Source organism: Coprobacter sp. (assembly GCF_982436375.1).
The window spans coordinates 1-26091 of sequence record NZ_CEWDCG010000015.1 but is presented as its reverse complement, the minus strand read 5'-3'; the positions used below and the strand labels follow the sequence as shown (position 1 = coordinate 26091).

At 40.0% G+C, this 26091-nt stretch carries 20 protein-coding genes and 2 tRNA genes; 17 read left to right on the top strand and 5 right to left on the bottom strand.

Annotated elements, in window-relative coordinates; all coding sequences use genetic code 11:
• The first annotated feature begins 1 nt into the window (after nt 1).
• Together AC1WHX_RS01875 and AC1WHX_RS01870 are read left to right on the top strand one after the other, a co-directional pair.
• Nucleotides 2–112: a DUF4271 domain-containing protein gene (locus AC1WHX_RS01875; protein ID WP_481228825.1), complete on the top strand. Its 111-nt coding sequence runs from the start codon at nt 2–4 to the stop codon at nt 110–112.
• Nucleotides 109–864: a uroporphyrinogen-III synthase gene (locus tag AC1WHX_RS01870; protein WP_009318403.1), complete on the top strand. Its 756-nt coding sequence runs from the start codon at nt 109–111 to the stop codon at nt 862–864. Before AC1WHX_RS01875 ends, AC1WHX_RS01870 begins: the two co-directional genes overlap by 4 nt.
• 144 nt (nt 865–1008) lie before the next feature.
• Here the strand turns inward: AC1WHX_RS01870 and AC1WHX_RS01865 are convergent, their stop codons facing one another.
• Nucleotides 1009–1767, bottom strand: coding sequence for a DUF1349 domain-containing protein (locus tag AC1WHX_RS01865; protein ID WP_302545435.1), 759 nt, complete (start codon nt 1765–1767; stop codon nt 1009–1011).
• 84 nt (nt 1768–1851) lie between these two features.
• Here AC1WHX_RS01865 and AC1WHX_RS01860 point away from each other — a divergent pair, with 84 nt between their 5' ends.
• The 5 genes from AC1WHX_RS01860 (at nt 1852) to tyrS (ending at nt 5528) form a co-directional block, all read left to right on the top strand.
• Nucleotides 1852–2616 (top strand): response regulator transcription factor, encoded by a 765-nt coding sequence (locus AC1WHX_RS01860; RefSeq protein ID WP_481228824.1) that lies wholly within the window; start codon nt 1852–1854, stop codon nt 2614–2616.
• A 183-nt stretch (nt 2617–2799) separates the two neighbouring features.
• Complete coding sequence (rnpA, locus tag AC1WHX_RS01855) at nt 2800–3225, top strand: ribonuclease P protein component (RefSeq protein ID WP_009318400.1); 426 nt, start codon at nt 2800–2802, stop codon at nt 3223–3225.
• Nucleotides 3222–3443, top strand: a complete 222-nt coding sequence (yidD, locus tag AC1WHX_RS01850; protein ID WP_009318399.1) for a membrane protein insertion efficiency factor YidD — start codon at nt 3222–3224, stop codon at nt 3441–3443. The genes rnpA and yidD overlap by 4 nt, the downstream gene beginning before the upstream one ends.
• A 10-nt stretch (nt 3444–3453) precedes the next feature.
• Complete coding sequence (locus tag AC1WHX_RS01845) at nt 3454–4110, top strand: TatD family hydrolase (RefSeq protein ID WP_031258189.1); 657 nt, start codon at nt 3454–3456, stop codon at nt 4108–4110.
• Between the two features lie 125 nt (nt 4111–4235).
• Complete coding sequence (gene tyrS, locus AC1WHX_RS01840) at nt 4236–5528, top strand: tyrosine--tRNA ligase (RefSeq protein WP_303117212.1); 1293 nt, start codon at nt 4236–4238, stop codon at nt 5526–5528.
• A gap of 266 nt (nt 5529–5794) precedes the next feature.
• Here the strand turns inward: tyrS and AC1WHX_RS01835 are convergent.
• A tRNA-Asn gene (locus AC1WHX_RS01835) sits at nt 5795–5868 on the bottom strand.
• A gap of 19 nt (nt 5869–5887) precedes the next feature.
• Nucleotides 5888–5961, bottom strand: a tRNA-Asn gene (locus AC1WHX_RS01830).
• A 170-nt stretch (nt 5962–6131) separates the two neighbouring features.
• Between AC1WHX_RS01830 and AC1WHX_RS01825 the strand changes: the two genes are divergently transcribed.
• The 3 genes from AC1WHX_RS01825 to AC1WHX_RS01815 all read left to right on the top strand — a co-directional run bounded on the left by AC1WHX_RS01825 (nt 6132) and on the right by AC1WHX_RS01815 (nt 9417).
• Nucleotides 6132–7112, top strand: a complete 981-nt coding sequence (locus AC1WHX_RS01825; protein WP_195596099.1) for an adenosine kinase — start codon at nt 6132–6134, stop codon at nt 7110–7112.
• A 71-nt stretch (nt 7113–7183) separates the two neighbouring features.
• Nucleotides 7184–8878 carry a S41 family peptidase gene (locus AC1WHX_RS01820; protein WP_022600110.1) on the top strand — a complete coding sequence of 565 codons (1695 nt, stop codon included), beginning with the start codon at nt 7184–7186 and terminating at the stop codon, nt 8876–8878.
• Nucleotides 8879–8889: 11 nt separating this feature from the next.
• Nucleotides 8890–9417 (top strand): NUDIX domain-containing protein, encoded by a 528-nt coding sequence (locus AC1WHX_RS01815; protein WP_278583768.1) that lies wholly within the window; start codon nt 8890–8892, stop codon nt 9415–9417.
• A gap of 74 nt (nt 9418–9491) precedes the next feature.
• On the opposite strand, the gene AC1WHX_RS01810 is transcribed toward AC1WHX_RS01815, so the two are convergent.
• A complete protein-coding gene (locus AC1WHX_RS01810) occupies nt 9492–10331 on the bottom strand; it encodes an O-fucosyltransferase family protein (RefSeq protein WP_122304601.1) in 840 nt (279 codons plus the stop codon).
• A 298-nt stretch (nt 10332–10629) separates the two neighbouring features.
• Here AC1WHX_RS01810 and mutS point away from each other — a divergent pair, with 298 nt between their 5' ends.
• The 3 genes from mutS to AC1WHX_RS01795 are packed head-to-tail and all read left to right on the top strand — an operon-like array spanning nt 10630 to nt 15453.
• On the top strand, nt 10630–13233 hold the full coding sequence (gene mutS / locus AC1WHX_RS01805; protein ID WP_417040039.1) for a DNA mismatch repair protein MutS: 2604 nt from the start codon (nt 10630–10632) through the stop codon (nt 13231–13233).
• 13 nt (nt 13234–13246) lie between these two features.
• The gene (locus tag AC1WHX_RS01800) at nt 13247–14509 is read left to right on the top strand and encodes a peptidase U32 family protein (RefSeq protein ID WP_122304603.1); all 1263 of its coding nucleotides are present in this window, start codon (nt 13247–13249) and stop codon (nt 14507–14509) included.
• Nucleotides 14510–14559: 50 nt separating this feature from the next.
• Nucleotides 14560–15453 carry a TIGR01777 family oxidoreductase gene (locus AC1WHX_RS01795; RefSeq protein ID WP_022600098.1) on the top strand — a complete coding sequence of 298 codons (894 nt, stop codon included), beginning with the start codon at nt 14560–14562 and terminating at the stop codon, nt 15451–15453.
• Nucleotides 15454–15491: 38 nt separating this feature from the next.
• Here the strand turns inward: AC1WHX_RS01795 and AC1WHX_RS01790 are convergent, their stop codons facing one another.
• Nucleotides 15492–17885, bottom strand: coding sequence for a TonB-dependent receptor (locus tag AC1WHX_RS01790; RefSeq protein WP_418236497.1), 2394 nt, complete (start codon nt 17883–17885; stop codon nt 15492–15494).
• A gap of 81 nt (nt 17886–17966) precedes the next feature.
• Between AC1WHX_RS01790 and mnmC2 the strand changes: the two genes are divergently transcribed.
• From mnmC2 to topA, 4 genes are all read left to right on the top strand, one after another.
• Nucleotides 17967–18635 (top strand): tRNA (5-methylaminomethyl-2-thiouridine)(34)-methyltransferase MnmC2, encoded by a 669-nt coding sequence (gene mnmC2, locus AC1WHX_RS01785; protein ID WP_009318388.1) that lies wholly within the window; start codon nt 17967–17969, stop codon nt 18633–18635.
• Nucleotides 18636–18750: 115 nt separating this feature from the next.
• Nucleotides 18751–21750 (top strand): tetratricopeptide repeat protein, encoded by a 3000-nt coding sequence (locus AC1WHX_RS01780; RefSeq protein ID WP_022389689.1) that lies wholly within the window; start codon nt 18751–18753, stop codon nt 21748–21750.
• A 20-nt stretch (nt 21751–21770) separates the two neighbouring features.
• Nucleotides 21771–23507, top strand: coding sequence for a TonB-dependent receptor (locus tag AC1WHX_RS01775; RefSeq protein WP_147412086.1), 1737 nt, complete (start codon nt 21771–21773; stop codon nt 23505–23507).
• Nucleotides 23508–23890: 383 nt separating this feature from the next.
• A partial coding sequence (gene topA, locus AC1WHX_RS01770) for a type I DNA topoisomerase (protein WP_481228823.1) occupies nt 23891–26091 on the top strand: 2201 nt, incomplete at its 3' end.

The window sequence follows — 26091 nt, the reverse complement described above, 5'->3', positions numbered from 1 at the left end:
TCTGTACTTTATTTTGTACCTTTGCGCCCTTGAAATCATGCCTTTATTTCTAATTTACAAAGGTGTGATTTTGATTTACCAATTTGTAGAATTTAAAATACTAACATTTTGAAAGTCAAGAAAGTACTCGTTTCTCAGCCAAAGCCAGCTTCTGAGAAATCTCCGTATTTCGACATTGCAGAAAAGTACGGTGTAAATATTGAGTTTCGTCCTTTCATTAAGGTAGAAGAAATAACCCCAAAAGAATTCAGACAACAAAAAATTTCTATTCTGGATTACACAGCTATTATTTTCACGGCAAGAACAGCAATTGATCATTTTTTCAAGTTGTGTGAAGGATTGCGGGTAACGATTCCGGAAACGATGAAATATTTCTGTGTGACCGAATCGGTAGCTCTCTATCTGCAAAAATATATCGTCTACCGAAAAAGAAAAATCTTTTTCGGAAATACAGGGAAACTGGACGATCTTGTTCCTGCCTTAATAAAACATTCCGATGAAAAATTCCTTTTTCCGGTATCAGATGTCAATAACGGCGAATATCCGTTACTTGACAAAAACAAAATCGATTACACAAAAGCGGTAATGTACCGTACGGTAAGTAACGATTTTGCCCCCGAAGAAAAATTCGATTATGACATGCTGATTTTCTTTAGCCCTTCAGGAATCAATTCATTACTGAAAAACTTCCCGAATTTCGAGCAGCAAGATATCAAAATCGGATGCTTCGGACCGACAACGGCAAAAGCGGTAAGGGATGCCGGACTCAGACTCGATATCGAAGCTCCTCGTCCGGAAGCCCCGTCGATGACAGCCGCATTGGAACTTTTCTTTAAAGAACAAAACAAATCGTCTAAGAAATAATACACCCCATTCTTTTTGAGTTTGCAAAAACCGGCTATCCTGTGAACGAACAAACTTAAAATGAAAATATGTTATAAAATAAAATGCCTCCCTCTTTATTCATTAAGGATTAAAGAGGGAGGCGTTTTTTCGAGTAGATACAAATCAATTTCCCAACCGAAAATCGCTCACACTGCTTTGTTCTAAAGAAATATCCTCAAAAAAACTGACACTCCCCTCTCCTTGCGGACATTGATTACAAATACCTACCCACAACTCTTGAGGATAATCGTTTTTATACAAACGAGCCAACTGCCATGTCTTCTTATCTGTCGAATAATAGCTGGCTATAGTATGTGTATCAGAAGATATTTTCAAATAAACCGAAGAGCCGGCTATTTCTTCATGATTATTATCATCCGAGGTTCCTCTCGTACGCACAGTGACAATCCGGTGTTTACCTCGCTCATCTTGTTCGAATGCAAACTTCTGCCATATCGTGTCATTAACAAAAACAAACAAATCCGCAGCATTATAAGTGTCCGTAGCAGTAAATTGAGGTGAAACTTTAGCCGTAAAAGTAAAAGGTCGCGAATTATTGACTTTTGTCAACAAAAGCGGAGCGGTCTTATTAGACAACTTTCCGTCATTCGGATCGCAAAAAAAGTCTCTCTTCCCTCCGCACCTGAACTCCAATATTCCATTATCTTTAATCCGAACCAAAGTATCAGCACCGTTCACAGCTTTAGTAAAGATGACATTACCCAATTTAATATCACAATCTGTTCCTTTCAATTCATCAATTTGATCAATCGTAGATAAACTATCCTTGTCTGTAGCTTTTTGAGGATTATGGTGCGATTCACAACTGCTCACGCACAAACTTATACCTAATAAAGTCCAATAAATAAATGTTTTATTCATAATTTCATCTGTTTTATAAGTATTTTTGTACAGCAAAATTAGTCACTCTATTTCGACAAGACAATAGTCAAAATTAACCAATTTATGCCAAATCATCAGGAACAAGAATTGAGGTCACTGCTCACTGAGCAAGATTTTGGGACAACAACATGGGAATATGAAATTCTTGAAAACAGAAAAATGCAAGTCCGCTCATTTGTCCAAATAGACAACGGGGTTGCCGTACTGTCAGATTTACGAAAAAACACGAGCTATATTGATGCCGGAAATTTCGGTCAAAATATCGGAATCTCTCAAAACGGTCTAATTATCGACTCTGCTTTTGAAGATGAAATATTCAACTGCATCCCCGCTGACGATTTGATCGAACGACACGTTTTAGAATTACGTTATTTTCATTTTCAACGTGCAAATGAAATCAGAGAAAGGAAAAACTATAACACGATATGCCTCATTCACTTTCAATTACAAAATGGCAATACGATTCCGGTTCTGCACCGTTCTTATTATTTAGAAAGTTTGCCTAACGGTAGCATTTGGCTATCACTTTGCACATACACACCTTACATAGAGACCCCGACTTTGACATCAGGACAAATCGTAAACAATAAGAATGGTAAAGTAGTACAGCAAAAAGAATATCAGTTATACGACAACTTATTACTAAGCCCACGTGAAAAAGAAGTACTGACGTTATTGGCAAAAGGACACAGCAGCAAACAAATTGCAGACATTTTGAATATCTCTACAAACACGGTTTACCGACACCGGCAAAATATTCTTTCTGCCCTACAAGTCTCCAATACAGCAGCAGCGATTCAAGTAGGATTTAGATTGAATATCATATAAATACGATTAAAATACACGACAAATCATAATATCCTCCGCAAAATGGCATTCAATATCGATATTGCACAGATTCCATTAATGAACATTCTTGTATCCAAAAATTCCGTACCGATACTTTACTAATTAAATCCAGCTATTTTTGCTATCTTTGTACCATATTTTTCGCTTTCTAATTGGTATCGAATGGCAAACTTCAAATTAACACAGGCAGAACGACTTTGCGGAAAAAAACGGATAGATGCCCTTTTTACATCAGGGAATTCATTCATCGTCTATCCCTACCGGATAGTATATCGGTCTGTCTCCGATACAGACAATGTTCCTGTATCTATGTTTGTCAGTATCCCTAAAAAGAGGTTTAAAAGAGCGGTAAAGCGAAATCTTATCCGAAGGCGAATAAAAGAAGCTTATCGAAAAAATAAACATATTCTCACCGATACGCTTCAAAGTCAAGAAACAGCTTTGGATATGGCAATCCTTTATTTAGATAGGGAAATTCTCGATTATCAAACATTGGAGAAAAAGCTAAAAGATTTACTCCAAAAATTAAAAGAAAAGGTATGTAAAGAATCTTGCGAAAAAAATCTCCCAAAGCCGAATGATTCATGAAAAGAGTTTTATCTTTACTACTATTAATACCCGTCTACTTTTATCGGGCATGTATTTCTCCTCTCAAACCTCAAACCTGCAGGTTTGTCCCTACATGTTCGGAATATGCAATCGAAGCCATTCGCAAACACGGTCCGTTCAAAGGCCTCTGGTTGGCAATAAAAAGAATTTGCCGTTGTCACCCTTGGGGAGGAAGCGGTTATGATCCTGTACCTTAAACATAATGATATGACTTATTACAACCTGCATACACACGACCTTTCCCTTTCAACCGATCGAAAACTAAGTATATGCAATCTGCCTTATAAAAATAGCTTTACCTCCCCCGATGCATATCCGGGTGTCTATTTCTCCGCAGGCATACACCCTTGGCATATAGCCTCGACAGACCCGATGTCGTTGACATCGCAGTTATCCCGAATAGCAGAATCTCCGCAACTGCTTGCAATCGGAGAATGCGGACTCGATAAATTGACCGATACCCCGATAGACATTCAAATAACCATCTTTAAACAACAAATAGAAATTGCCGAGAACAGTAAAAAACCGATGATTATCCATTGCGTAAAGGCTTTCAATGAACTGATAAAATTACGAAAAGAAACCGCAGCCCGTCAAGAATGGATTATTCATGGATTCAGAGGAAAACCTCAGTTAGCAACAGAACTCATTCAACACGGTTTCAGAATTTCGATCGGACACAAGTTCAATCCCGAAACCGCCCGAATAATACCATTGCACCGATTATTTCTCGAAACCGACGACAGTAATATCGATATCGAAACCGTTTACCGGCAAATTGCCGAAATACGGCAGATTCCAGAAAACGAGCTCATCATATCGATCGGTACAAACTTTTCCGAACTTTTCGATTTATCCCGATAAGAAAAAATACATAATAAAACTTTTGGTTCTGCCATACACTCCGTTTTTTGTTTTTAATATGTATCTTTGCCCTGAAGCAACAATTATCAAATTGCAATAGATAAATATCATAATATAGTCAAAAAATGAATTTCGTAGAAGAACTAAAATGGAGGGGCATGATTCACGATATAATGCCCGGTACAGAAGAACAATTACAGAAAGAAATGACGACTGCATACGTAGGTATAGACCCGACTGCAGATTCTTTACACATCGGCCACCTTGTAAGTGTCATGATGTTGAAGCATTTCCAAAGAGCCGGACACAAGCCTATCGCTCTGGTCGGCGGCGCTACCGGAATGATCGGAGATCCCTCTATGAAGTCCCAAGAACGCAATCTACTGGATGAAAAAACATTACGTCACAATCAAGAAGCGATCAAAAAACAACTCTCCAAATTTTTAGATTTCGAGTCGGATGCACCCAACGCTGCAGAGTTGGTCAACAATTACGATTGGATGAAAAATTTCTCTTTCTTGGACTTTATCCGGGATGTAGGAAAATATATCACAGTCAATTACATGATGAGTAAAGACTCTGTAAAAAGGCGTCTTGCCGGAGAGGGAAGCAACGGACTGTCATTCACAGAATTCTCATACCAATTGGTACAAGGATACGACTTTACCTACTTGTACAAAACAAAAAATTGCAAGTTGCAAATGGGAGGTTCTGACCAATGGGGAAATATCACTACCGGAACAGAATTAATTCGCCGGACAACCGGAGGAGAAGCTTTCGCCCTCACCTGCCCTTTAATTACTAAAGCCGATGGAGGGAAATTCGGAAAAACAGAATCCGGAAACGTGTGGCTCGACCCACGCTATACATCTCCATACAAATTTTGCCAATTCTGGCTGAATGTAAGCGATGCCGATGCCGAACGTTATATCAAAATATTCACAGCGCTCAGCAAAGAGGAAATAGACGCCCTTATCGAAGAACAACATGCTGCACCACATCTGCGGCCTATACAAAAACGGTTGGCAAAGGAAATTACGATAATGGTACATTCTACAGAAGATTATGAAGCTGCCGTAGAAGCCTCGAATATTCTTTTCGGAAACTCGACATCGGAACAACTGAAAAAACTCGATGAAGACACTCTTTTGGCCGTATTTGAAGGTGTACCGCAATTTGAAATCTCTAAAAACGAGCTCATACAGGGAATCAAAGCTGTCGATCTTTTAACCGAAAAAGCCGCCGTCTTCCCCTCAAAAGGAGAAATGCGTAAAATAACTCAAGGCGGAGGAGTATCTGTCAACAAAGAAAAACTTCTCCAATTCGACAAAGAAATATCCGAAAAGGACCTATTAAACGGAAAATATATTCTGGTACAAAAAGGTAAAAAGAACTATTTCTTAATTATTGCAAAATAAAAAGTAAAGAATTTTGTCAATAAAAATCTTTACACTATCTTTGCATCGCTTTTGAGATAGACTCAAAGCATAGGATTGTCTCATGGTGTAATGGTAGCACTGCAGTTTTTGGTTCTGCCTGTCTAGGTTCGAATCCTGGTGAGACAACAATAAAAAGCGATTTGATTTTGAATCAAATCGCTTTTTCTATTTTGTTCACAACCCTTATACAATTCAACAACAAAAAGAAAATAAAAAAAGCCGGTATGATATGTACCGACTTTTCGCTCTTCAGGTAGGACTTGAACCTACGACCCTCTGATTAACAGTCAGATGCTCTAACCGACTGAGCTACTGAAGAATAAAAATATCAAAATCGGCTCTTCAGGTTGGACTTGAACCAACGACCCTCTGATTAACAGTCAGATGCTCTAACCGACTGAGCTACTGAAGAAGATTACATTCCCTTAAAAATGCAGTGCAAAAGTAATGTGTTATTTCCAATTATGCAATATATTTGCAGAAAAATTTTTCATTCACATAAAATACCCGTTTTTACAGACAGTAATAAATCGGAAGATCAAACATTGTGCCGGCCGGAAAAGGCACGACAAAAACAGACAAATGAGAGTAATAGGACTGGGAAATGCCCTGACAGACGTATTAGCAATTCTGAACTCTGACGAATGTATCCAAGAGATGGGACTTCTAAAAGGAGGAATGCAACTGATCGATGAAGATAAGTTATTGAAAATAATGGCAATGTTCGAGGACTTCGACACATTCATGGCAAGCGGAGGATCTACTGCCAATACATTATCCGGGCTTACCCGTATGGGAATAGAAACCGGTTTTATAGGAAAAATCGGCCATGACAGTTATGGAAAATTCTATCGTAAAGCTCTCGAAAATCACGGAATACAAACCCATCTTATCGAAGGAGATATTGCCTCAGGATGCGCTATGACTTTAATCACTCCCGATGGAGAACGCACTTTCGGAACTTATCTCGGAGCAGCAGCAACTCTTACGGCAGAAGAACTTTCTCCTCAAATGTTCAACGGATATGATCTCCTGCAAATAGAGGGATATCTGGTACAAGATCCGCACCTAATCCGCCGTGCCGTTCAATTGGCTAAAGAAGCCGGACTGAGAATTTCTTTGGATATGGCAAGCTACAATGTCATCAGAGAAAATCACGACTTTTTCCAAGAACTGATCCGGGAATATATCGATATCGCTTTTGCAAACGAAGAAGAAGCCTATGCCTATACCGGACACGAAGCGAAAGAAGCCGCGGCGATCTTATCCCGAGAATGCGACATTGCAGTAGTAAAATGCGGTTCACACGGATCTATAATACAACAGGGCGACTATTATACCGAAGTAAAAGCGACTAAAGCGAAATGTATCGATTCGACAGGTGCCGGAGACCTGTATGCGGCAGGATTTCTTTATGCACTATCCATGAATCTGCCACTTGAAACAGCCGGAAAAATCGGATCGATTCTTTCCGGAAATGTTATAGAAGTCATCGGGACTGGCATGGATGATAAGCGTTGGGATGAAATAAAGTTAAAAGTCGGAGAAATTTTAAGAAAATAGAAAAGAGTTTTTCTACCTTAGAGCCTGTTTAATATAGGCTTTAAAACAAAATAATTATAATCGAGATAAAAATGATACGTTTTAACAAACGAACGATTTTAAATAAAGCCGGCATTCCGGCAGTCTGTTTATCAGCAATAATTTTGTTCGGGTCATTCACTCCGGACAAAAAAAACTTCGACATTGCCAAAAACCTGGAAATATTCAATGCTTTAATGAAAGAGCTGAATATGTTTTATGTCGATACGATAAACTCGGAAAAGGTAATTACCAAAGGAATAAACAGCATGTTAGGAAGTCTCGATCCTTATACCAACTATATCCCTGAATCCGAAAAAGAAGATTTCCGGTTTATGACGACCGGAGAATACGGCGGTATAGGCTCGCTAATCGTTTATCGTGACAGCGACACTTATATATCCGAGCCTTATGAAGGTATGCCGGCACAAATAGCAGGACTGAAACCGGGAGACAAAATAATAAAAATTGACGGAACTCCCACTCACGGATTAAAATCGGACAAAGTCAGTGAAATGCTTAAAGGTACTGCAAACACGGTTGTCATAGTAACTGTCGAACGCCCTGATGTCAAAGAACCTATTACCAAAGAAATCACCCGGAAAAAGATCCAGATGAATGCTGTTCCTTATTATGGAATTGTCGGAGATAAAACCGGATATATATATCTTTCTAACTTTACGGACAAGGCTGCCGGAGAAGTAAAAGATGCACTGTTAGATCTTAAAAAGAATCAACAAATAGAATCTTTGGTACTCGATTTGAGAGGAAATCCCGGAGGAATTCTGGAGGAAGCTGTACAGATCGTCAACTATTTTGTTCCCAAAGGAAAAGAAGTTCTCTCCACTCGTGGAAAAATAAAACAATGGGACAGAACCTACAAAACTACTCAAGAGCCCATCGATACGGAAATACCGCTTGTCGTATTGGTGAACAGCGGTTCGGCTTCTGCATCTGAAATCGTATCGGGAGCACTACAAGATCTCGATAGGGCAGTCATCGTAGGAGAACGAACTTATGGGAAAGGATTAGTACAATCCACCCGGACACTTCCGTACAACGGGACACTAAAAGTAACTACGGCAAAATACTATATTCCCAGTGGACGTTTAATACAGGCAATAGACTATTCGCACCGTAATCCGGACGGAAGCGTAGGGCGCATTCCCGATAGTTTGACCACAGCCTTTAAAACAGCTAACGGTCGTATTGTGAGAGACGGAGGAGGAATTAAACCGGATATCGAAGTCGAAAAAGAGAATCCAGCAAATATCTGTTTCTATTTAGTAAACGATTTGATAATCTTCGACTATGCCAACCGATATGCGGCAAAGCATCCGACAATAGCTCCCATAGGAGAATTTAAACTGACAGATGAAGATTATAATGATTTCAAAGAATTTGTAAAAAGCAAGGACTTTAAATATGATCGTCAAAGCGACAAAGTACTCAACGAATTGCGAAAAGTAGCACAATTCGAAGGCTATCTTGACGAAGCATCCGAAGAATTTAAAGCTCTTGAAAACAAGCTGAGCCATAATTTAGACAAAGATCTCGATACCTTCCGAAAAGATATAGAAGAACTGCTTACTATAGAAATAGTAAAAAGATATTATCATCAAAAAGGAGAAATACGTCAATCATTACGAAAAGACGAAGACCTGGACAAAGCTTTGGAAATATTAAATGACAAGGCAGCTTATAACAAAATACTGAATATAAATCAAAATTTAAAATCTAAAAAATAGAAGCCAAAGTAATGTCACACCCGTTAGAATTATTTCGATTTTGTCCCGTATGCGGATCGAATAAATTCATCGAAAACAACAATCAATCGAAACGTTGCGAAACTTGCGGCTTCATTGATTACATAAATCCGAAAGCTGCAGTTGTGGCAGTAATAACCAATACAAGAGGCGATATTCTCGTATGCCGACGAGCTAAAGATCCGGCAAAAGGGACATTGGATATGCCCGGAGGATTTACAGACTTGAACGAAACGGCAGAAGAAGCTGTTATACGGGAGGTCAAAGAAGAAACCGGACTTACCGTAACGGCAACCCGATATCTGTTTTCTTTGCCTAATACTTATAAATATTCAGGACTGAATATTCCTACTATGGATTTGTTTTTCGAATGCGATGTATTAGAAACATCCGGTATTACAGCGCAAGATGATGTAACCGAAGCATGGTTCATACCCCGAAACGAGATAGACCCGTCACAATTCGGTCTGACATCTATACAAAAAGGGATTCGAAGAATCATCAAAGAGAAAGAGAAATAAAACACGATTAGTTTTTATCTCTTTTTTCTGTGCAGAAGGTAAACTTCGGAATATATCTTTCCCAAAACAAAATTCTATATCGACAGCACGATCAATTCGATATTTCCGATCAAAGCAGCAACCTCGGTAAAAGAGCTTCCGACACAACCATAAATCTTGCATGTCCGCGAAAGTAAGTACAAATCGGTCAATCCGTTCTCTATTCCCTGTCGGCTATTCCGATCGCAACTCTCAAAAACCGTAATAATGCGATCTCCGAATCTGTCTAAAAGTTCATGTTTAACCTCGTCCGAATCGGAAGCGACAAAAAAACGGACATTCCCATCTATTTCTAATTCGTGCCTGATCGCTTTTATAAACAGTTCCAAAGGACTGCTCTGTATCGCTTTATTATTATCCGTTCGGCGAACATGAACCCCGATAGTACGTTCTCCGAAATGTTCAGCAACAAAATCATCAATTCTACGGGACAGCCTTCGATTAGGAGACATAATCTCTCTTATGTTCCGATAACTTCCCATATCATAACAAGATTCTATATATAAACGCTCCGTTTCAGAAATCAAATTCACAAGATTCTGCTCATCCCGCACGATAGGAATACAATTCGTCATACTCAATACCTTATCGAAATGCGAACGAAGATAATATTTAGAAAGCCATAGATTTTTTTTCACCGGACGATAATAACGGAGAAAATCAATTCGAGCAGCTTCTTTTACCGTAACATTTAAACTTCTCAACGGATTAAACAACGAATAAAAAGGAGCATTCAATTCCCGATTACGAAACCATACGATCTTCAACTTCACTCCGGCTTTCTGACAAGCATTCAAAACCGAAACAATCGCACGCATTCGGTTCGCCAAACCTCCGACGGGAACCAAACAGACCTCTTTATTTTCCTGATTCATTATATATAGCTTTCAATTAATCTCATCCCGAACAGGGTATATGCAAAAATATAAGATATTTCAGAATCTGACAAATAGAACAAACAGCCATTTAAATTTTATGGATAAAAAGATTTCACAAATAATCATGAAGAGATTACTTTACAGAAAATTAAAACAGACTCCAAGATAAATTCTCGATAACCTCAAAAGAAACGATCTTTTCCGAACTTTCTTTTTTCACAATATATCCGTATCTTTGCTTGTCTGAATAATGCATAACAACAACCGATAAATCGTTAAAGCTGTGGCAAAAGAAATGGTCGAGACTCCGCTGATGAAGCAATACATCGAGATGAAAGGAAAACATCCCGACGCTATATTGTTATTTCGGGTAGGAGACTTTTATGAAACTTTTTCGGAAGATGCCATAACTGCATCTGAAATTTTAGGAATCACATTAACCCGAAGAGCAAACGGCTCTGCTCAATACGTAGAATTAGCCGGATTTCCGCATCATGCACTCGATACTTATCTACCCAAGCTCGTCCGTGCCGGTAAACGAGTGGCCATCTGTGAGCAACTCGAAGACCCCAAACTGACAAAAAAACTGGTAAAAAGGGGTATTACGGAATTAGTAACTCCGGGAGTATCCATAAATGACAACATCCTTAACCATAAAGAGAACAATTTTCTGGCAGGCATTCATTTCGGAAAAAATATTTGCGGAATTGCATTCCTTGACATCTCTACCGGAGAATTTCTGACTGCAGAAGGAAATTATGACTACATAGACAAATTGCTCAACAATTTCGGCCCTAAAGAAGTTCTGTTCGAGCGCAGTAAACGAAAACAATTCGAAGAACACTTCGGAACTAGATTTTTCACGTTCGAATTAGACGATTGGATCTTTACCGAAGACGCGGCAACCGACCGATTATTAAAACATTTCGAAACCAAAAATCTGAAAGGATTTGGTGTTCATACTTTAAAGAACGGGATCATTGCCGCCGGTTCATTGCTCTATTATCTCGATATTACACAACATAAACAAATTTCTCATATAACGGCTCTTTCTCGTATCGAAGAAGAACGCTATGTCCGCCTCGACAAATTTACAGTCCGTAGCCTGGAATTGCTCAATACGATGAATGAAGGCGGTAAAAGCCTATTGGATGTCATAGACCGGACAACAAGTCCGATGGGCGCACGTATGCTCAAACGCTGGATTGTATTTCCACTAAAAGATATACGTCCCATAAACGAAAGGTTGGATGTTGTAGAGTACTTTTTTAAAGAACCGGAGGTAAAAGAAGAAATAGACCAGCAACTTTCTCTGATCGGAGATATGGAACGACTCATATCCAAAGTGGCCGTAGGCCGTATTTCTCCTCGGGAAGTGGTACAGCTCAAGGTAGCGTTATCGGCAATAGAGCCGATACGGGATATTTGCATCCGATCAGGAGAACCTGTTCTACAAAGTATCGGAGAACAATTAAACCCCTGCTCGCTGATAAGAGACCGCATCGAGAAAGAGATAAATCCCGATGCTCCGACGTTAGTCAACAGAGGAGGAATTATCTGCAAAGGTGTAAATACTGAACTCGATGAACTGAGAGAAATGTCTTACTCCGGAAAAGATTATCTGCTTCATATCCAACAGAGAGAAATAGAACGAACAGGCATTCCGAGTTTGAAAATCAGCTTCAATAACGTATTCGGCTACTACATAGAGGTTCGCAATACGCACAAAGACAAAGTTCCGGAAGAATGGATACGGAAACAAACCTTAGTAAATGCCGAACGTTATATTACTCAAGAACTAAAAGAGTATGAAGAAAAAATCTTAGGTGCAGAAGAAAAGATCATAACTCTCGAAACCCGGCTATTTAATGAACTTATACTGGCATTGAATGAATACATACCTGCCATTCAACATGATGCCACGCAAATAGCCCGACTCGACTGCTTGCTGTCGTTTGCAAAAATAGCAAAAGAAAACCGTTATATCCGTCCCGAAGTAAACGATTCTTTAGAGATAGACATCAAAGAAGGCAGACATCCCGTTATCGAAAAACAACTGCCGCCGGGAGAATCATACATAACGAATAATGTATTGCTCAACAATGATACACAACAAATTATAATGATTACCGGGCCGAACATGGCAGGTAAATCGGCACTATTACGACAAACCGCCCTGATTGTGATCTTGGCACAAATCGGATGCTTCGTTCCTGCCGAAGCTGCACATATCGGTGTCGTAGATAAAATATTCACACGGGTGGGAGCTTCAGATAATATCTCTTTAGGAGAATCTACATTCATGGTAGAAATGAACGAAGCCGCTGATATTCTGAATAATATATCTAACCGCAGTCTGGTACTTTTCGATGAATTGGGACGAGGGACAAGTACCTATGACGGAATATCGATCGCATGGGCAATCGTAGAGCATATTCACGAACATCCGAGAGCTCATGCCAAAACACTCTTTGCAACTCACTACCATGAGCTTAACGACATGGAGAAGACCTACAAACGAATCGCTAACTATAATGTTTCGGTCAAAGAAATAGATAACAAAGTTATTTTTCTCCGAAAGCTGGTAAAAGGCGGCAGTGAACACAGTTTCGGTATCCATGTGGCCAAAATGGCGGGAATGCCGCAAAGTATCGTCAAAAGGGCAGGGGATATACTGAAACAACTCGAAAGTAATAATCGGCAAGGAACTGTGTCTAAAAAGACGCCGGAAATAACTCCTGCTGCGGCAGGAGGCATGCAACTCAGTTTTTTCCAGCTCGACGATCCCGTTCTGAGTCAGATAAGAGACGAAATCATAAATATCGACATCAACAATCTGACACCGATGGAGGCCTTGAACAAACTCAACGATATCCGGAAAATTATCACCGGAAAATAAATACCTCATTAAAATGAACATAACCGATTTTGAAATAATGGCTCCGGTAGGCTCTTATGAATCGCTGACCGCAGCGATTCAAGGAGGAGCTAACTCTGTTTATTTCGGCATAGAAGGACTGAACATGAGAGCCCGCTCATCTAATAATTTCACAATACACGATCTGCACGAAATCGCCCGTATTTGCAGAGAAAACAACATGAAAAGTTATCTCACCGTCAACACGGTCATTTACGATGAAGATCTCACATTAATGCGAAGTATTATCGATGCAGCCAAGGAAGCCGAAATATCGGCGATCATTGCAAGCGATGTAGCCGCAATGACATATGCCCGAAGCATTGGTGTAGAAGTGCATCTTTCGACACAGCTCAATATTTCTAATGCTGAAGCTCTGAAATTCTATGCCCAATTCGCAGATGTAGTCGTACTTGCTCGAGAGTTGAACATGAATCAAGTATCTCACATATATCAACGTATTTGCGACGAGCAAATCAAAGGTCCGGGAGGAAAACTTATCCGCATCGAAATGTTCGCACACGGAGCTCTTTGTATGGCCGTATCGGGAAAATGTTACTTGAGCCTGCACGAAATGAATGCCTCTGCCAATCGGGGAGCATGTATGCAAATATGCCGGAGGGGATATACGGTAAAAGATAAAGACAGCGAGGTAGAACTGGATATTGACAATCAATATATCATGTCCCCGAAAGACCTGAAAACGATCCATTTTTTAAACAAAATGATCGATTCCGGTGTTAGAGTTTTTAAGATAGAAGGACGTGCCCGAGGAGCAGAATATGTCCGCACCGTAACCGAATGTTACAGGGAAGCGGTAGAAGCCTGCTTATCCGGAAGTTTCACCGATGAAAAAATCGAAAACTGGAACAACCGCTTGTCCACTGTTTTCAACAGAGGTTTCTGGAATGGCTACTATTTAGGACAACGGCTCGGAGAATGGAGCAAAAACTATGGTTCTGAAGCAACCAAAGTCAAAGTATATTTGGGGAAAGGAATCAAATATTTTTCTAAACTGGGAGTAGCCGAATTTCAAATGGAGACCTCATCTCTGAATGTAGGAGAAGAAATTCTGGTTACAGGGCCTACAACCGGAGCGATAACGGCAAAAGTCGAAGAGATAAGGGTAAATCTTAAACCAGTAAACAAAACAGTAAAAGGAGAACGGTTTTCTATACAATTAAACGAAAAAATAAGACCTTCCGACAAACTTTTTAAGTGGGTGGACTCGGCAGAATTAAAAAACCGGAAATCCTGATGAATGAAAAGCTTATATCATTCCGGGGATTTCCCAAATGATATAAGCGTATGAAAACAATAATAGCCGGAGCATCCGGATTTATAGGACAACACCTTTGCTCCATGTTAAAGAGCATCGGTGACGAAATCATAACCCTTTCTCGAGAAGATTTCATTACAGGTAAATTCGATCTTCTCGTTCATAAACTCAATGGAGCAGACCGCATATTCAATCTGGCGGGAGCTCCGCTAAACCGCCGTTGGACTCGTGAATATAAAAAAGAGATTTTCAACAGCCGCATACAAACAACAGCTAAGCTTGTTGCGGCAATTAACGAACAGCCAACTCCTCCATCCCTATTCGTATCCACGTCTGCAATAGGCTATTATCCGTCAGATGGCGCTTATATCGAAAACGCAGAAGTTTACACACCTACGTTCTTAGCTTACATTTGCCGTAAATGGGAAAAAGAAGCAGAACAAGTAACCCCGCAAACTCGTCTGGTCATTACCCGTTTAGCTCCGGTATTATCAACCGACGGTGGTATATTCCCGCCTTTAGCGTCTTTGTTTCGTTATGGGTTAGGAGGGAAAATAGGATCAGGGAAACAAGCTTTTCCTTGGATAATGTTAACCGATCTGTTACGCATCTACAGGTTCATCATCGAACATACCGAATTGAAAGGTGTTTTAAATTGTTCGGCACCGGATATTACAGACAATGCACTATGGGCAAAATCCCTCGGGCAAGAGCTTCGTCGTCCGGTATTATGGACAATTCCGCCATATCTGCTCAGAGCGATCTTAGGAGAAAGATCTGTACTACTCACTGAGGGACAACATGCCATTCCTTACAAATTAGAAAAAAACGGTTTCACTTTCGAATATACTAATATATGTGATGCATTAGACCGCCTTTGTGAAAAAAAGTCCGATATAACCTCCCATGTCTTGGAATATTAAAAAACTGTTTAAATTTTATCCGAGTCGACATATAAGCTCTAAAACTCGACTGTCAGTCCCAGCGTAGGTAATATAGTACCACTCTGTTGCCGGATATATTTCATTTTATAATGTTGATTTCCGTCAGGGTATATTTGCGGATCGACAACTCCCGTACTTACCAACACGGGCTGACTGTCATATTTAAAATTTCCGATATTTTGCAGATCGATATAAATACCGAGCATTACTCCTTTAAAATAAAACGATTTATCAAGGCGAAAATCAATTTGAGAAAACGTTTTCAAACGCCCGGTATTATACAAACCGTAATCATAATAAGGACGAGCAGTAGCATCCCATGCCGACACAATAGAAGAGAGTTTTTCATCATACGGTGTAAAAGGAGCTCCGCCCATAACCCTGAGTTTTAACCCGATATCCCAATTCTTCGGTAATTTATAAGTGCCCGATAGAGTAAGCAAATGCCTGTTATCCCAAGCTGAAGGCAGGTATTTCCCTGTAGACGGTTGAATAAACTGACTGCGGAAATAAGTATATGAAGTTAACAAATTAAATTTTCCACTGCCAAACCAACGAAACATAAACTCGACTCCATAAGCCCTTCCGCGTGCAGTAGAAACAGCCGCCTCATTCCCGGAAACGCCATAATCTACACCTTTACAAGCCAAAGGAATGCCATCTTGCAAAGAAAGCGGAGCATGACTATATTTTTTATAAAAACCCTCGATTGTAGCTTCAGCGTTTTTCCCAAAATGATATTCCACTCCGAGTGAAGTTTGATCAGAACGTTGATACAATAATCCGTTTGCTTTATTCACTAATATACCAAATTCCTTATAACCCATTGTCGTATACGCAGGAAGCTGATAATAGCGCCCGACTGTTCCGTTCAGATAAAAATTCGGAAAAAATTTATACGAAAGGGAAAGTCGGGGAGAGAACTGCTTGAGCGGATTATTCATTTTAGAAGAATATGTATTCGCATCAAACCTGACACCGAGAGAAGCCGTAAAACGTTCATCCGGAGACTCATATCCGGCAGTTGCAAAAACGCCCCATTTAAAAAGATTCAAATCTGTCTCATAGAGAATCTCTTTCGCCTGCTCCGAAAAAATTTTCTGAAAAGTCCGATTTGTATAAGTCACATAATCTAAATTCACACCGGCATTCACATTAAAATTTCCGAATAATGAACGATTCTCGAAACGGAAATGATTCTCTATTTCATCCGAATTATAACGTAAGGTCAGATTTTCTTGAGAAGACTCGTCATTATTCAGATATTTCCGGTTATTGTTATTCATAAAACTCCGGCTCAATACCAACGTTTGAGTATGCCGGCCGGCATAATGTTTATATACAGCTCCGAGCGTGTATGTCTGCTGCTTAATTACCGGAAGATAATTCAATAAATATTGTTTAGACTCATCTTTAGGGTCTGTATCGGTATTTAATTTCATATTATCGATAGCCCCCAATCCTATCCATGTCAGCTCATGAGCTTGAGAAAAACGAGTCTTAATTTTAAACTGAGCATCCGTATAACGGGGAAGAAACGGCATATCGAGCACTTTGAAAAGAAGTTGCAGATAAGACTGTCGCACAGATACCAGATAAGTTGTTTTTTTATTCTTGGTAATATAGCCATTAGATGTCAAAGATACTTCAGATGCTCCTACTGTAGCTTTTACGGTACGTTTTTCCGTATTTCCGTCGAGCAATTTAAAATCCAATACCGAACTGAGCGCATTCCCCCGATTGGCAGGAAACGCTCCGGTATAAAAATTAACCTCTCTAATAAAATCGGCATCTATAATGCCGACAGGACCTCCCGAAGCTCCTTGTGTACTAAAATGATTTATATTCGGAATTTCCACCCCATCTAAATAGAACCGGTTTTCGGATGGACCACCCCCTCGTACCAACAAATCATTTCGATATCCGTTTCCGACAGCAGAAGCTACTCCCGGAAACGAGTTGACAACTTTAGAAATATCCCGATTAGCACCCGGACTTTTCTCTATCTCCTGTAATCCGATCACTCGGGAGGAAATAGGACTTTCCAACGATCTTCTGAACGGAGATGCGACCACCTCGATTTCTTTCAAATCGACCTGATTCTCTTCCAACTCCACATCGATGCGATAATCATGAGATGAAACCCTAAACTCCGGTGTCACGTAGGTTCTATAACCGACAATAGAAAACTGTAACCGATACATTCCCGGAACAAGATTCTCAATCACATAATTTCCAAGACTGTCCGTCATTACTCCTTGCGTAGAATTCCATACAGATACCGATGCAAAAGACAACGGCTCTCGGCTCTCCCGATCCACCACTCTCCCTTTTACCGCATAAGTTTGCTGTGCTTGTCCGTCAAAAAAGAATAAACACATCAAAAGAAGAGAAATAAAGAACTTTTTCATAACATCCGGTTTTTATACCTTTGTGTAAAATAACGAAATGCGGACAAATTTAGTTCTATTTTTCATAAAGCTCCAAAATATATGAAACAACCTCAAATCGAAATAACGGCAGACGGATCGGCAACACTATATATTCCCGAAATAGATGAACATTATCATTCCGTCAAAGGTGCATTGACCGAATCGCTGCATATATTCATACAAACAGGATTCCACTACTCAAAAGCCGATCCTTTAACAATTTTCGAAGTCGGGTTCGGAACAGGGCTAAACGCTTTTCTCACATTACTCGAGAGTGAAAAGTTTCAAAGAAAAACCGTTTATCACACAATAGAACTCTATCCTCTGACAGCAGAACAGGCAAACAGCCTCAAATATCAAGACACGATCGCTCCGGAACAAGCAACGCTTTTCGAAACAATACATCTGGCAGAATGGGATAAACCGATCGAAATAACACCGAACTTCACTCTACACAAAATAAAGGGAGATATGGAACAAATAATTTTACCCGACCAATCTTTCGATTTGATATATTACGATGCTTTTGCTCCGGAAAAACAGCCGAATTTATGGAGCGAAGAGATATTCGAAAAAATAAGCCGATCGATGAAATCCCAAGGAATACTCACAACTTATTGTGCAAAAGGCGAGGTAAGAAGACGGTTACAAAGAGCAGGACTCATCGTGGAAAGGCTGCAAGGTCCACCGGCGGGGAAACGGGAAATATTGAGGGCCATAAAACCATAAAATACAAATGATTGAAAAAATAAAGTTAATAAATAAGAAGTTAAGACGGCAACCATAAAGTTTTTTTATTTTTGTTTGATAAAGCAAACACAATCTATACAAAACGTAAATCGACATGAAACGGAGTTTATTATATACTTTATTGTTCTGTTTAAGTTTATCCCTGTATTCCGTTCAGGGACAAGTGTCTTACCGAAGTGAAACACCCTATATCATTTTTGCGAAAGGGAAGAAAATGTTTCAGGTACACAATTATAACGGATGCATCGATTTATTGACCCATTTCAAGACACTCAGTAAAGACACGAAACTGAATCAGGAAGCCGACTATATGATTGCCGTATCGTCCTATGCCAACCGAAGTCCGCAAGCCTTAAAGCTCTTGGAAAAATTCATAGAACAATACGGTTGGTCCTCCGATATCCCCAAAGCCCGGATGCTGATCGGGAATCTTTACCTATTCGACCGGAAATACGAAAAGGCCAATCGCCAATACGCTTTAGTAGATATGGAGCGATTATCTCCCGAAGATCAGGAGGAATACCTTTTCAGAGCCGGATTATCACAACTAAAAAGCGGAAATACAGAAAAAGCAAAGCCTTATTTTTCCGCACTTAGTTCGGTAGGGAAAAAATACCGGGAAGCATCGATATACTACAACGCCTATATCGATTACACCGGCAAACAGTACAACGGAGCAAAAGCCGGCTTTTCTCAAGTAAAAAACAACCCGGAGTTCGGAGCTAATGCGAAATACTATTTAGCCCAAATAGCTCTTAATGATCAACAATACGGTCAAGTTATACAAGAAGGGCTACAATTATTATCCGAATATCCCGATCATGAATTCAACTCCGAGATAAACCGCATTGTCGGAGAAAGCTATTACTATGAAGGAGATAACGATAACGCTATCCAATATCTGAACCGTTATGTAACGAACACAAAAGATCCGCTACGCGAAAGTTTATATTTATTAGGCATTGCATATTTCAAATCAGGGAATTACCCGTCTGCCATCGAATATCTGAAACAGACAACGACAGGTAATGACGCTTTAATGCAAAACGCATATCTCTATTTAGGACAAAGTTATCTCAAAACCGGAGATAAAACGAATGCGCGACTTGCCTTCGACATAGCTTCACGATATGATTTCGACCGTCAGGTACAAGAAACGGCATTATACAACTATGCCTTGAATATTCACGAGAGCACAGTATCTCCTTTTGGAGAATCGGTAACTGTTTTCGAGAAATTTCTGAATCTATTTCCCTCTTCAAGATATGCAGACGCAATTAATGATTATCTGGTCGATGTTTATATGACATCCCGCAATTATGGCGCGGCATTGAACTCTATCAACAAAATCAAAAGGCCCACCGATAAAATTATGAAAGCCAAACAGCGCATTCTTTTCCGGCTTGGTACAGAAAGTTTCACGAACAATAATCTTTCTGAAGCCCGAAAATATTTTTCGAGTGCGATTCAATTGGGCAATTATGATGCAAATGCCCGCTCACAAGCATATCTGTGGAAAGGAGAATGCGACTACCGCGAAGGGAAATTCGCCGATGCGGCAGCCAATTATCGCCAATACCTTTCTTCAAACAAAAACATCGATCCTTTAGCTCGCTATAATCTCGGGTATGCATATTTCAAACAGCACGATTTCGTCTCTGCCCGAAACAGTTTCCGACAATATGTCAATTCCTCGAAAGAGAGTTCGGCAAAAAACATGATAGCCGATGCATGGAACAGAATCGGAGATTGTTTCTACTCTGCAAGGCAATTTGCACAAGCAGAAGAGAGTTATGCCAAAGCAAGAGAAATTGCTCCGACGACCGGAGACTATGCGCTTTACCAGAAAGGAATAATGGCGGGACTCCAAAGAAAATATAATGAGAAAATATCTATACTTCAGAATCTTTTACAAGACTATCCGCACTCGGAATACATTGATGACGCTTTATTAGAACAAGGGCTTACCTACACGGCGATACAACAAAACGACCGGGCAGTATCGGTCTTTGAGAAACTGATACGGGAATTTCCCCAAACAGTACCCGCCCGCAAAGCCGGCATACAATTAGGTATCGCATATTTCAATAGCAACCAACCGGAAAAATCGATTGCCGCTTATAAACAAGTCATAGGGAATTATCCCGGAAGCGATGAGGCTAAAGTAGCTATCGATGACTTGAAGGCGGTTTATCTCGACCAAAATGATATTGCAGCTTACGCTTCTTATTTAGAATCTCTCGGAGGGGCAGTGAAATATGAAGTTTCCGAACTCGACTCATTAGCCTTCTTAGCGGCAGAAAGGGCGTTTTTAAAAGCTCCTACAAATTCTTCGGCAGACGGACTGATAAAATATATTCAGACTTATCCTGAAGGAGCATTTCTGATTCCGGCACACTATTATTTAGGAAGTTTCTATTATGATCAGAAAAAATACGACGAAGCCGAAGCCGAACTTCAAAAAGTGCTGCAACAACCGGATTCTCCGTTAGCAGAAGAAACATTGGTCAAACTGTCCGACATACAGGTTATCCGCAAAGAATATCCGACCGCCCTGAATACATATAAAGTACTCGAAATAAAAGCGACAGGAAAAGAGAACCGCCTCACGGCAAGACTCGGTATATTGCGAATGGCAAAAGAACTGAAACAGAACGAAGAAATAATAGCCATAGCCAATAAACTTTTAGAAGACCCGAATCTCTCTCCGGAATGGATGTCCGAGGCCCGATATGAAAAGGCTAACGCTCTTGTTTCGACAGGAAACATCGATAAAGCGGCCGAAGAATGGAAAATTCTTTCCCGGGATACCCGTACCTCCCAAGGAGCTGAAGCAGCCTATCGGTTAGCCCAATACTATTTCGACCGACAAAAAAGTGCCGATGCCGAAAAAGAGATAAACCTTTTCATCGAAGCAGGAACTTCTCATCAATATTGGCTTGCCCGGGCATTTATTTTATTGGCGGACATAAATATTGCCAAAAAAGAAAATTTCCAAGCAAAACAATACCTTTTGAGCCTTCAAAACAATTACAATGCTCAAGATGATATTCAAAACATGATAGAAAACCGATTGAAACAAATAGGTAAATAACTTCGTAAAACAGAAAGCCTATGAAAAAGATGTATGTATTTGTAGCACTACTGTCGACTTGCAGTATTGCTTCGGCTCAAGAAAATAAAGAAGAATCCCTGAAAAGGGAAGTAACGATAGAGAAAGAATTTACCCCAATCGTAAACGACGCCTCCAAAATAAACACGTTACCCGAAATAGATAATCCCGTAGTCACCAAACCGTCTATCCGTTATTCGGATTGGGCTGTACCGATGACTACAGGGCCTATACTGCAAATACTCCCTTCCGGAAATTTCGGAATGCAACCGGCCGTCAATCCGAAACAAAGCTATATAAATTTGGCAATGGGGAACTATTTAAATGCCGCAGCCAATGCCGGATTCAGAATATTCGACAGTGAAACCGACCAGTTAGGAGTATGGTATCAACACAGTTCGACAAACGGAAAGCTAAAATATCTGGAAAACGATAAAAAAGTGACTCAACGAAGAAATGACAACATTCTGAATTTAAGTTATAAACATACTTTCGAAAAATTGTCATGGAAAATAGGAGGGGCATACCGCAGCAATGCTTTCAATTATTACGGAATGCCTCTTATCCCCGAAATAATGGATATTATTCCCGAAAGTATGAAAACATTCAAAATGACAAACCAACAACGCGTGCAACAATATTCTCTGCATACGGGGATAGAATCCAAAGACAACGAAAAACTGAATTATGACTTATCGGTAGGATACAACGGATATAAAAGCAGGCTCGGGTTTCTTTACGAGGATAAAAACGGACTGACAGAAAACCATATAGAGACTCGTTTTAACCTCAGTGCACCGTTCGGCAAATATTATGCCATCGGGTTAGGAGTAGGAATGGATAACCTGATTTACAGTCAAGATCAATATAACTATACCGTTATTCGTCTAAATCCGAATTTCAATATTACCAAAAACAATCTGAAATTCAGGGCAGGACTTAATGTAGATATCTCATTCGATGACGGTACGACTTTCCGCTTCGCTCCGGATTTGAATCTGGAGTGGGAGTTCGAAAAATCATTCTTCTTGTTTACTTCTCTTGAAGGAGGCAAAGAGCTCAACACGATGAACAAAATGTCCGTACGGAGCATATATGCCGACCCGTCCCATCCGGCAACAAATTCTTACACTCCGGCAGATTGGACATTCGGACTCAGAACAAATTATCTGGCAAATTTTAATGTAAACTTATACACCGGAATAAAAACAACGACAGATGCATTATTCGATTACCGGACTTTGATCGCCTACGACGGAGTACTTTCACGAGATGTCATTTCATTTTTCGCAATGGATGCCTATGCTTGGAAAATCGGATTCGATATAAACTACAAATACAAAGATCGGGTAAAGGCACAGATCAACTGGGCTCATAATGAATGGCATTACCGACATGGAAAAGGAAAGATACGCACAGCTCTTCCGGTAAACGAGTGGAATCTGGGTCTTGATGTAAATGCAACAAAACATCTGGCCTTTGATCTGGATATTTACTTAGCAAACGGGCGTGAATACCGGAATACTATAGAAACAGATCTGAAACCGGATGCAGATTTTTTCTCTTTCGGAAAAATGAAAAATATTTTCAATGTCAATTTAGGAGCAACCTATCGTTTCAACGACAGTGTTCACCTATTGGTACAAGCCAATAACATTTTCGCACAACATTACAACCTGTACTACGGAATGCCGGCACAACGTTTCAATATCATGGCAGGAGTAGGGGTATGCTTCTAACATAAATATAAAAGGCTATAAAATAAAAACAGAGACAGAATAAACAAATTTGCAAATATTACCTCTCTTTAAAGGCAAATCACAAAGGCGGTAAATAGAATATTTCACAAAGAAAAAACTCTATTTACGGCCTTGTTTTTGATAATCATAAAAATTTTTAACAGCAAAAGTTCTGAAATTCAATCAGTTTTTTTTCTAATTTTGCCGCACACTTGAAATTTGTCCGATTTCATCTGAAATAACACCGAATAAATTTTCAGCCTATTCTCATTATTTCAGAAACAAAAACGGCACTATAAGTCTGAGAAAAAGAAAACAAGTGCCTCAAAAAACAGTTATAAATAAGAAACAAACTCTCAAGAGTAGAAAATAAAAACTGCTATATGCAAAAAAATTTAGTAATAGTCGAATCTCCAGCAAAAGCGAAAACCATTGAAAAATTCTTAGGAAAAGATTTCAAGGTGCTCTCAAGTTACGGACATATCCGCGATTTGAAGAAAAAAGATTTCAGTATTGATATAGAACACAATTATACTCCTATATACGAAATACCTGCCGATAAGAAAAAGTTGGTAGAAACATTAAAAGAAGAGGCCGCAAAAGCTGAAACCGTTTGGTTGGCATCTGATGAAGACCGGGAAGGAGAAGCTATAGCATGGCACTTATATGAAGTATTGAAATTGAAACCGGAAAATACGAAACGAATCGTATTTCACGAAATTACGAAAAGTGCGATACTGAACGCTATCGAACATCCAAGAAGCATAGATCTGGATCGCGTAGATGCACAACAAGCACGAAGAGTTCTCGACCGAATCGTCGGGTTTGAGCTCTCTCCTGTATTATGGAAAAAAGTAAAGCCTGCACTGTCGGCCGGCCGAGTACAATCGGTTGCTGTCCGTCTTATCGTAGAACGGGAAAGAGAAATACAGAATTTCGTTCCTGAAGCCGCATACCGGGTTATTGCGACCTTTTTAATTCCGGGAGAAAAGAATGTTCCTGTCGAACTAAATGCAGAACTGAACAAGCGTTTCAAAACAAAAGAAGAGGCTCTGGCCTTTCTCGAACAATGCAAAAATGCAAATTTTTCAATCGAAGATATTGCCGTAAAGCCGGTACATAAATCACCTGCCGCACCGTTTACGACATCTACTTTACAACAAGAAGCAGCCCGTAAACTCGGTTTCTCGGTATCTCAAACGATGTTGGTTGCACAACGTCTTTACGAATCAGGGTTCATTACCTATATGCGTACCGATTCGATGAATTTGTCCAGTTTGGCAATCAATACGGCAAAAGATGAGATTATCTCTACATTAGGTGAAAAGTACCTGAAAATAAGAAACTATCATACCAAGTCGAAAGGAGCGCAAGAAGCCCACGAAGCTATTCGTCCGACTTACATCAATAATCATGAGATCGATGCCCCTTCCCAAGAACGACGTCTATATGAATTGATATGGAAACGTACCATAGCCTCTCAAATGAGTGATGCCGAATTGGAAAAAACGACAGCAACCATAAAAATCTCGAACAGAGCCGAAAAATTTGTAGCTATCGGTGAAGTTTTAAAATTCGACGGATTCTTGCGCGTTTACCTCGAATCTCAGGATGAAGAATCGGATACAGAAAACAACAGCAAGATGCTGCCGCCTATCCACATAAACGAAAACCTTACAATATCCGAGATCGAGGCGACAGAACGTTTTACCCAACGCCCGGCACGTTATACCGAAGCGAGTCTGGTGCGGAAGTTAGAGGAATTAGGCATAGGACGGCCTTCAACATACGCCCCGACAATATCGACGATACAACAACGTGAGTACATTGAAAAAGGCGACCGGGAAGGAAAAGAAAGATCATATAATATTCTGACCCTGAAAAATAATCAGATTACAGACAAAACCAAGACTGAAATCACCGGAACAGAAAAGGCTAAACTACTCCCTACCGATATCGGGACAGTCGTAACTGATTTTCTCACCGAATTTTTCCCGGATATTTTGAACTATAATTTTACGGCAAACGTCGAAGAAAAATTCGACCATATAGCCGAAGGTAAATTGGAATGGACGAATGCAATCGATAATTTCTACAAATTATTTCACCCGGTTGTAGAAGAAGCAAAATCACTCCGAATGGAGCATAAGGTAGGAGAACGGATATTGGGAACTGATCCTAAAAGCGGTCGTCCGGTATCGGTCAAAATAGGAAGATTCGGACCATTGGTACAAATCGGAACGCCGGAAGACGAAGAAAAACCGTTATTCGCCTCCTTATTAAAAGGGCAATCGATGAGTTCCATTACACTGGACGAAGCACTCAGGCTTTTCGATCTGCCCCGAACATTAGGAAACTTCGAAGATAAACCCGTAACTGTCGGTATCGGAAAATTCGGACCTTATATCCGGCACGATAACAAATATGTTTCTTTACCAAAAACTTACGAGCCTCTTTCCGTGACATTAGAAGAAGCTATCGACATTATCCATCAAAAACGGGAACAAGAAAGCCAAAGACTAATCAAAAGTTTCACGGAAGAGCCCGATCTGGAAATACTGAACGGCCGCTACGGAGCATACAT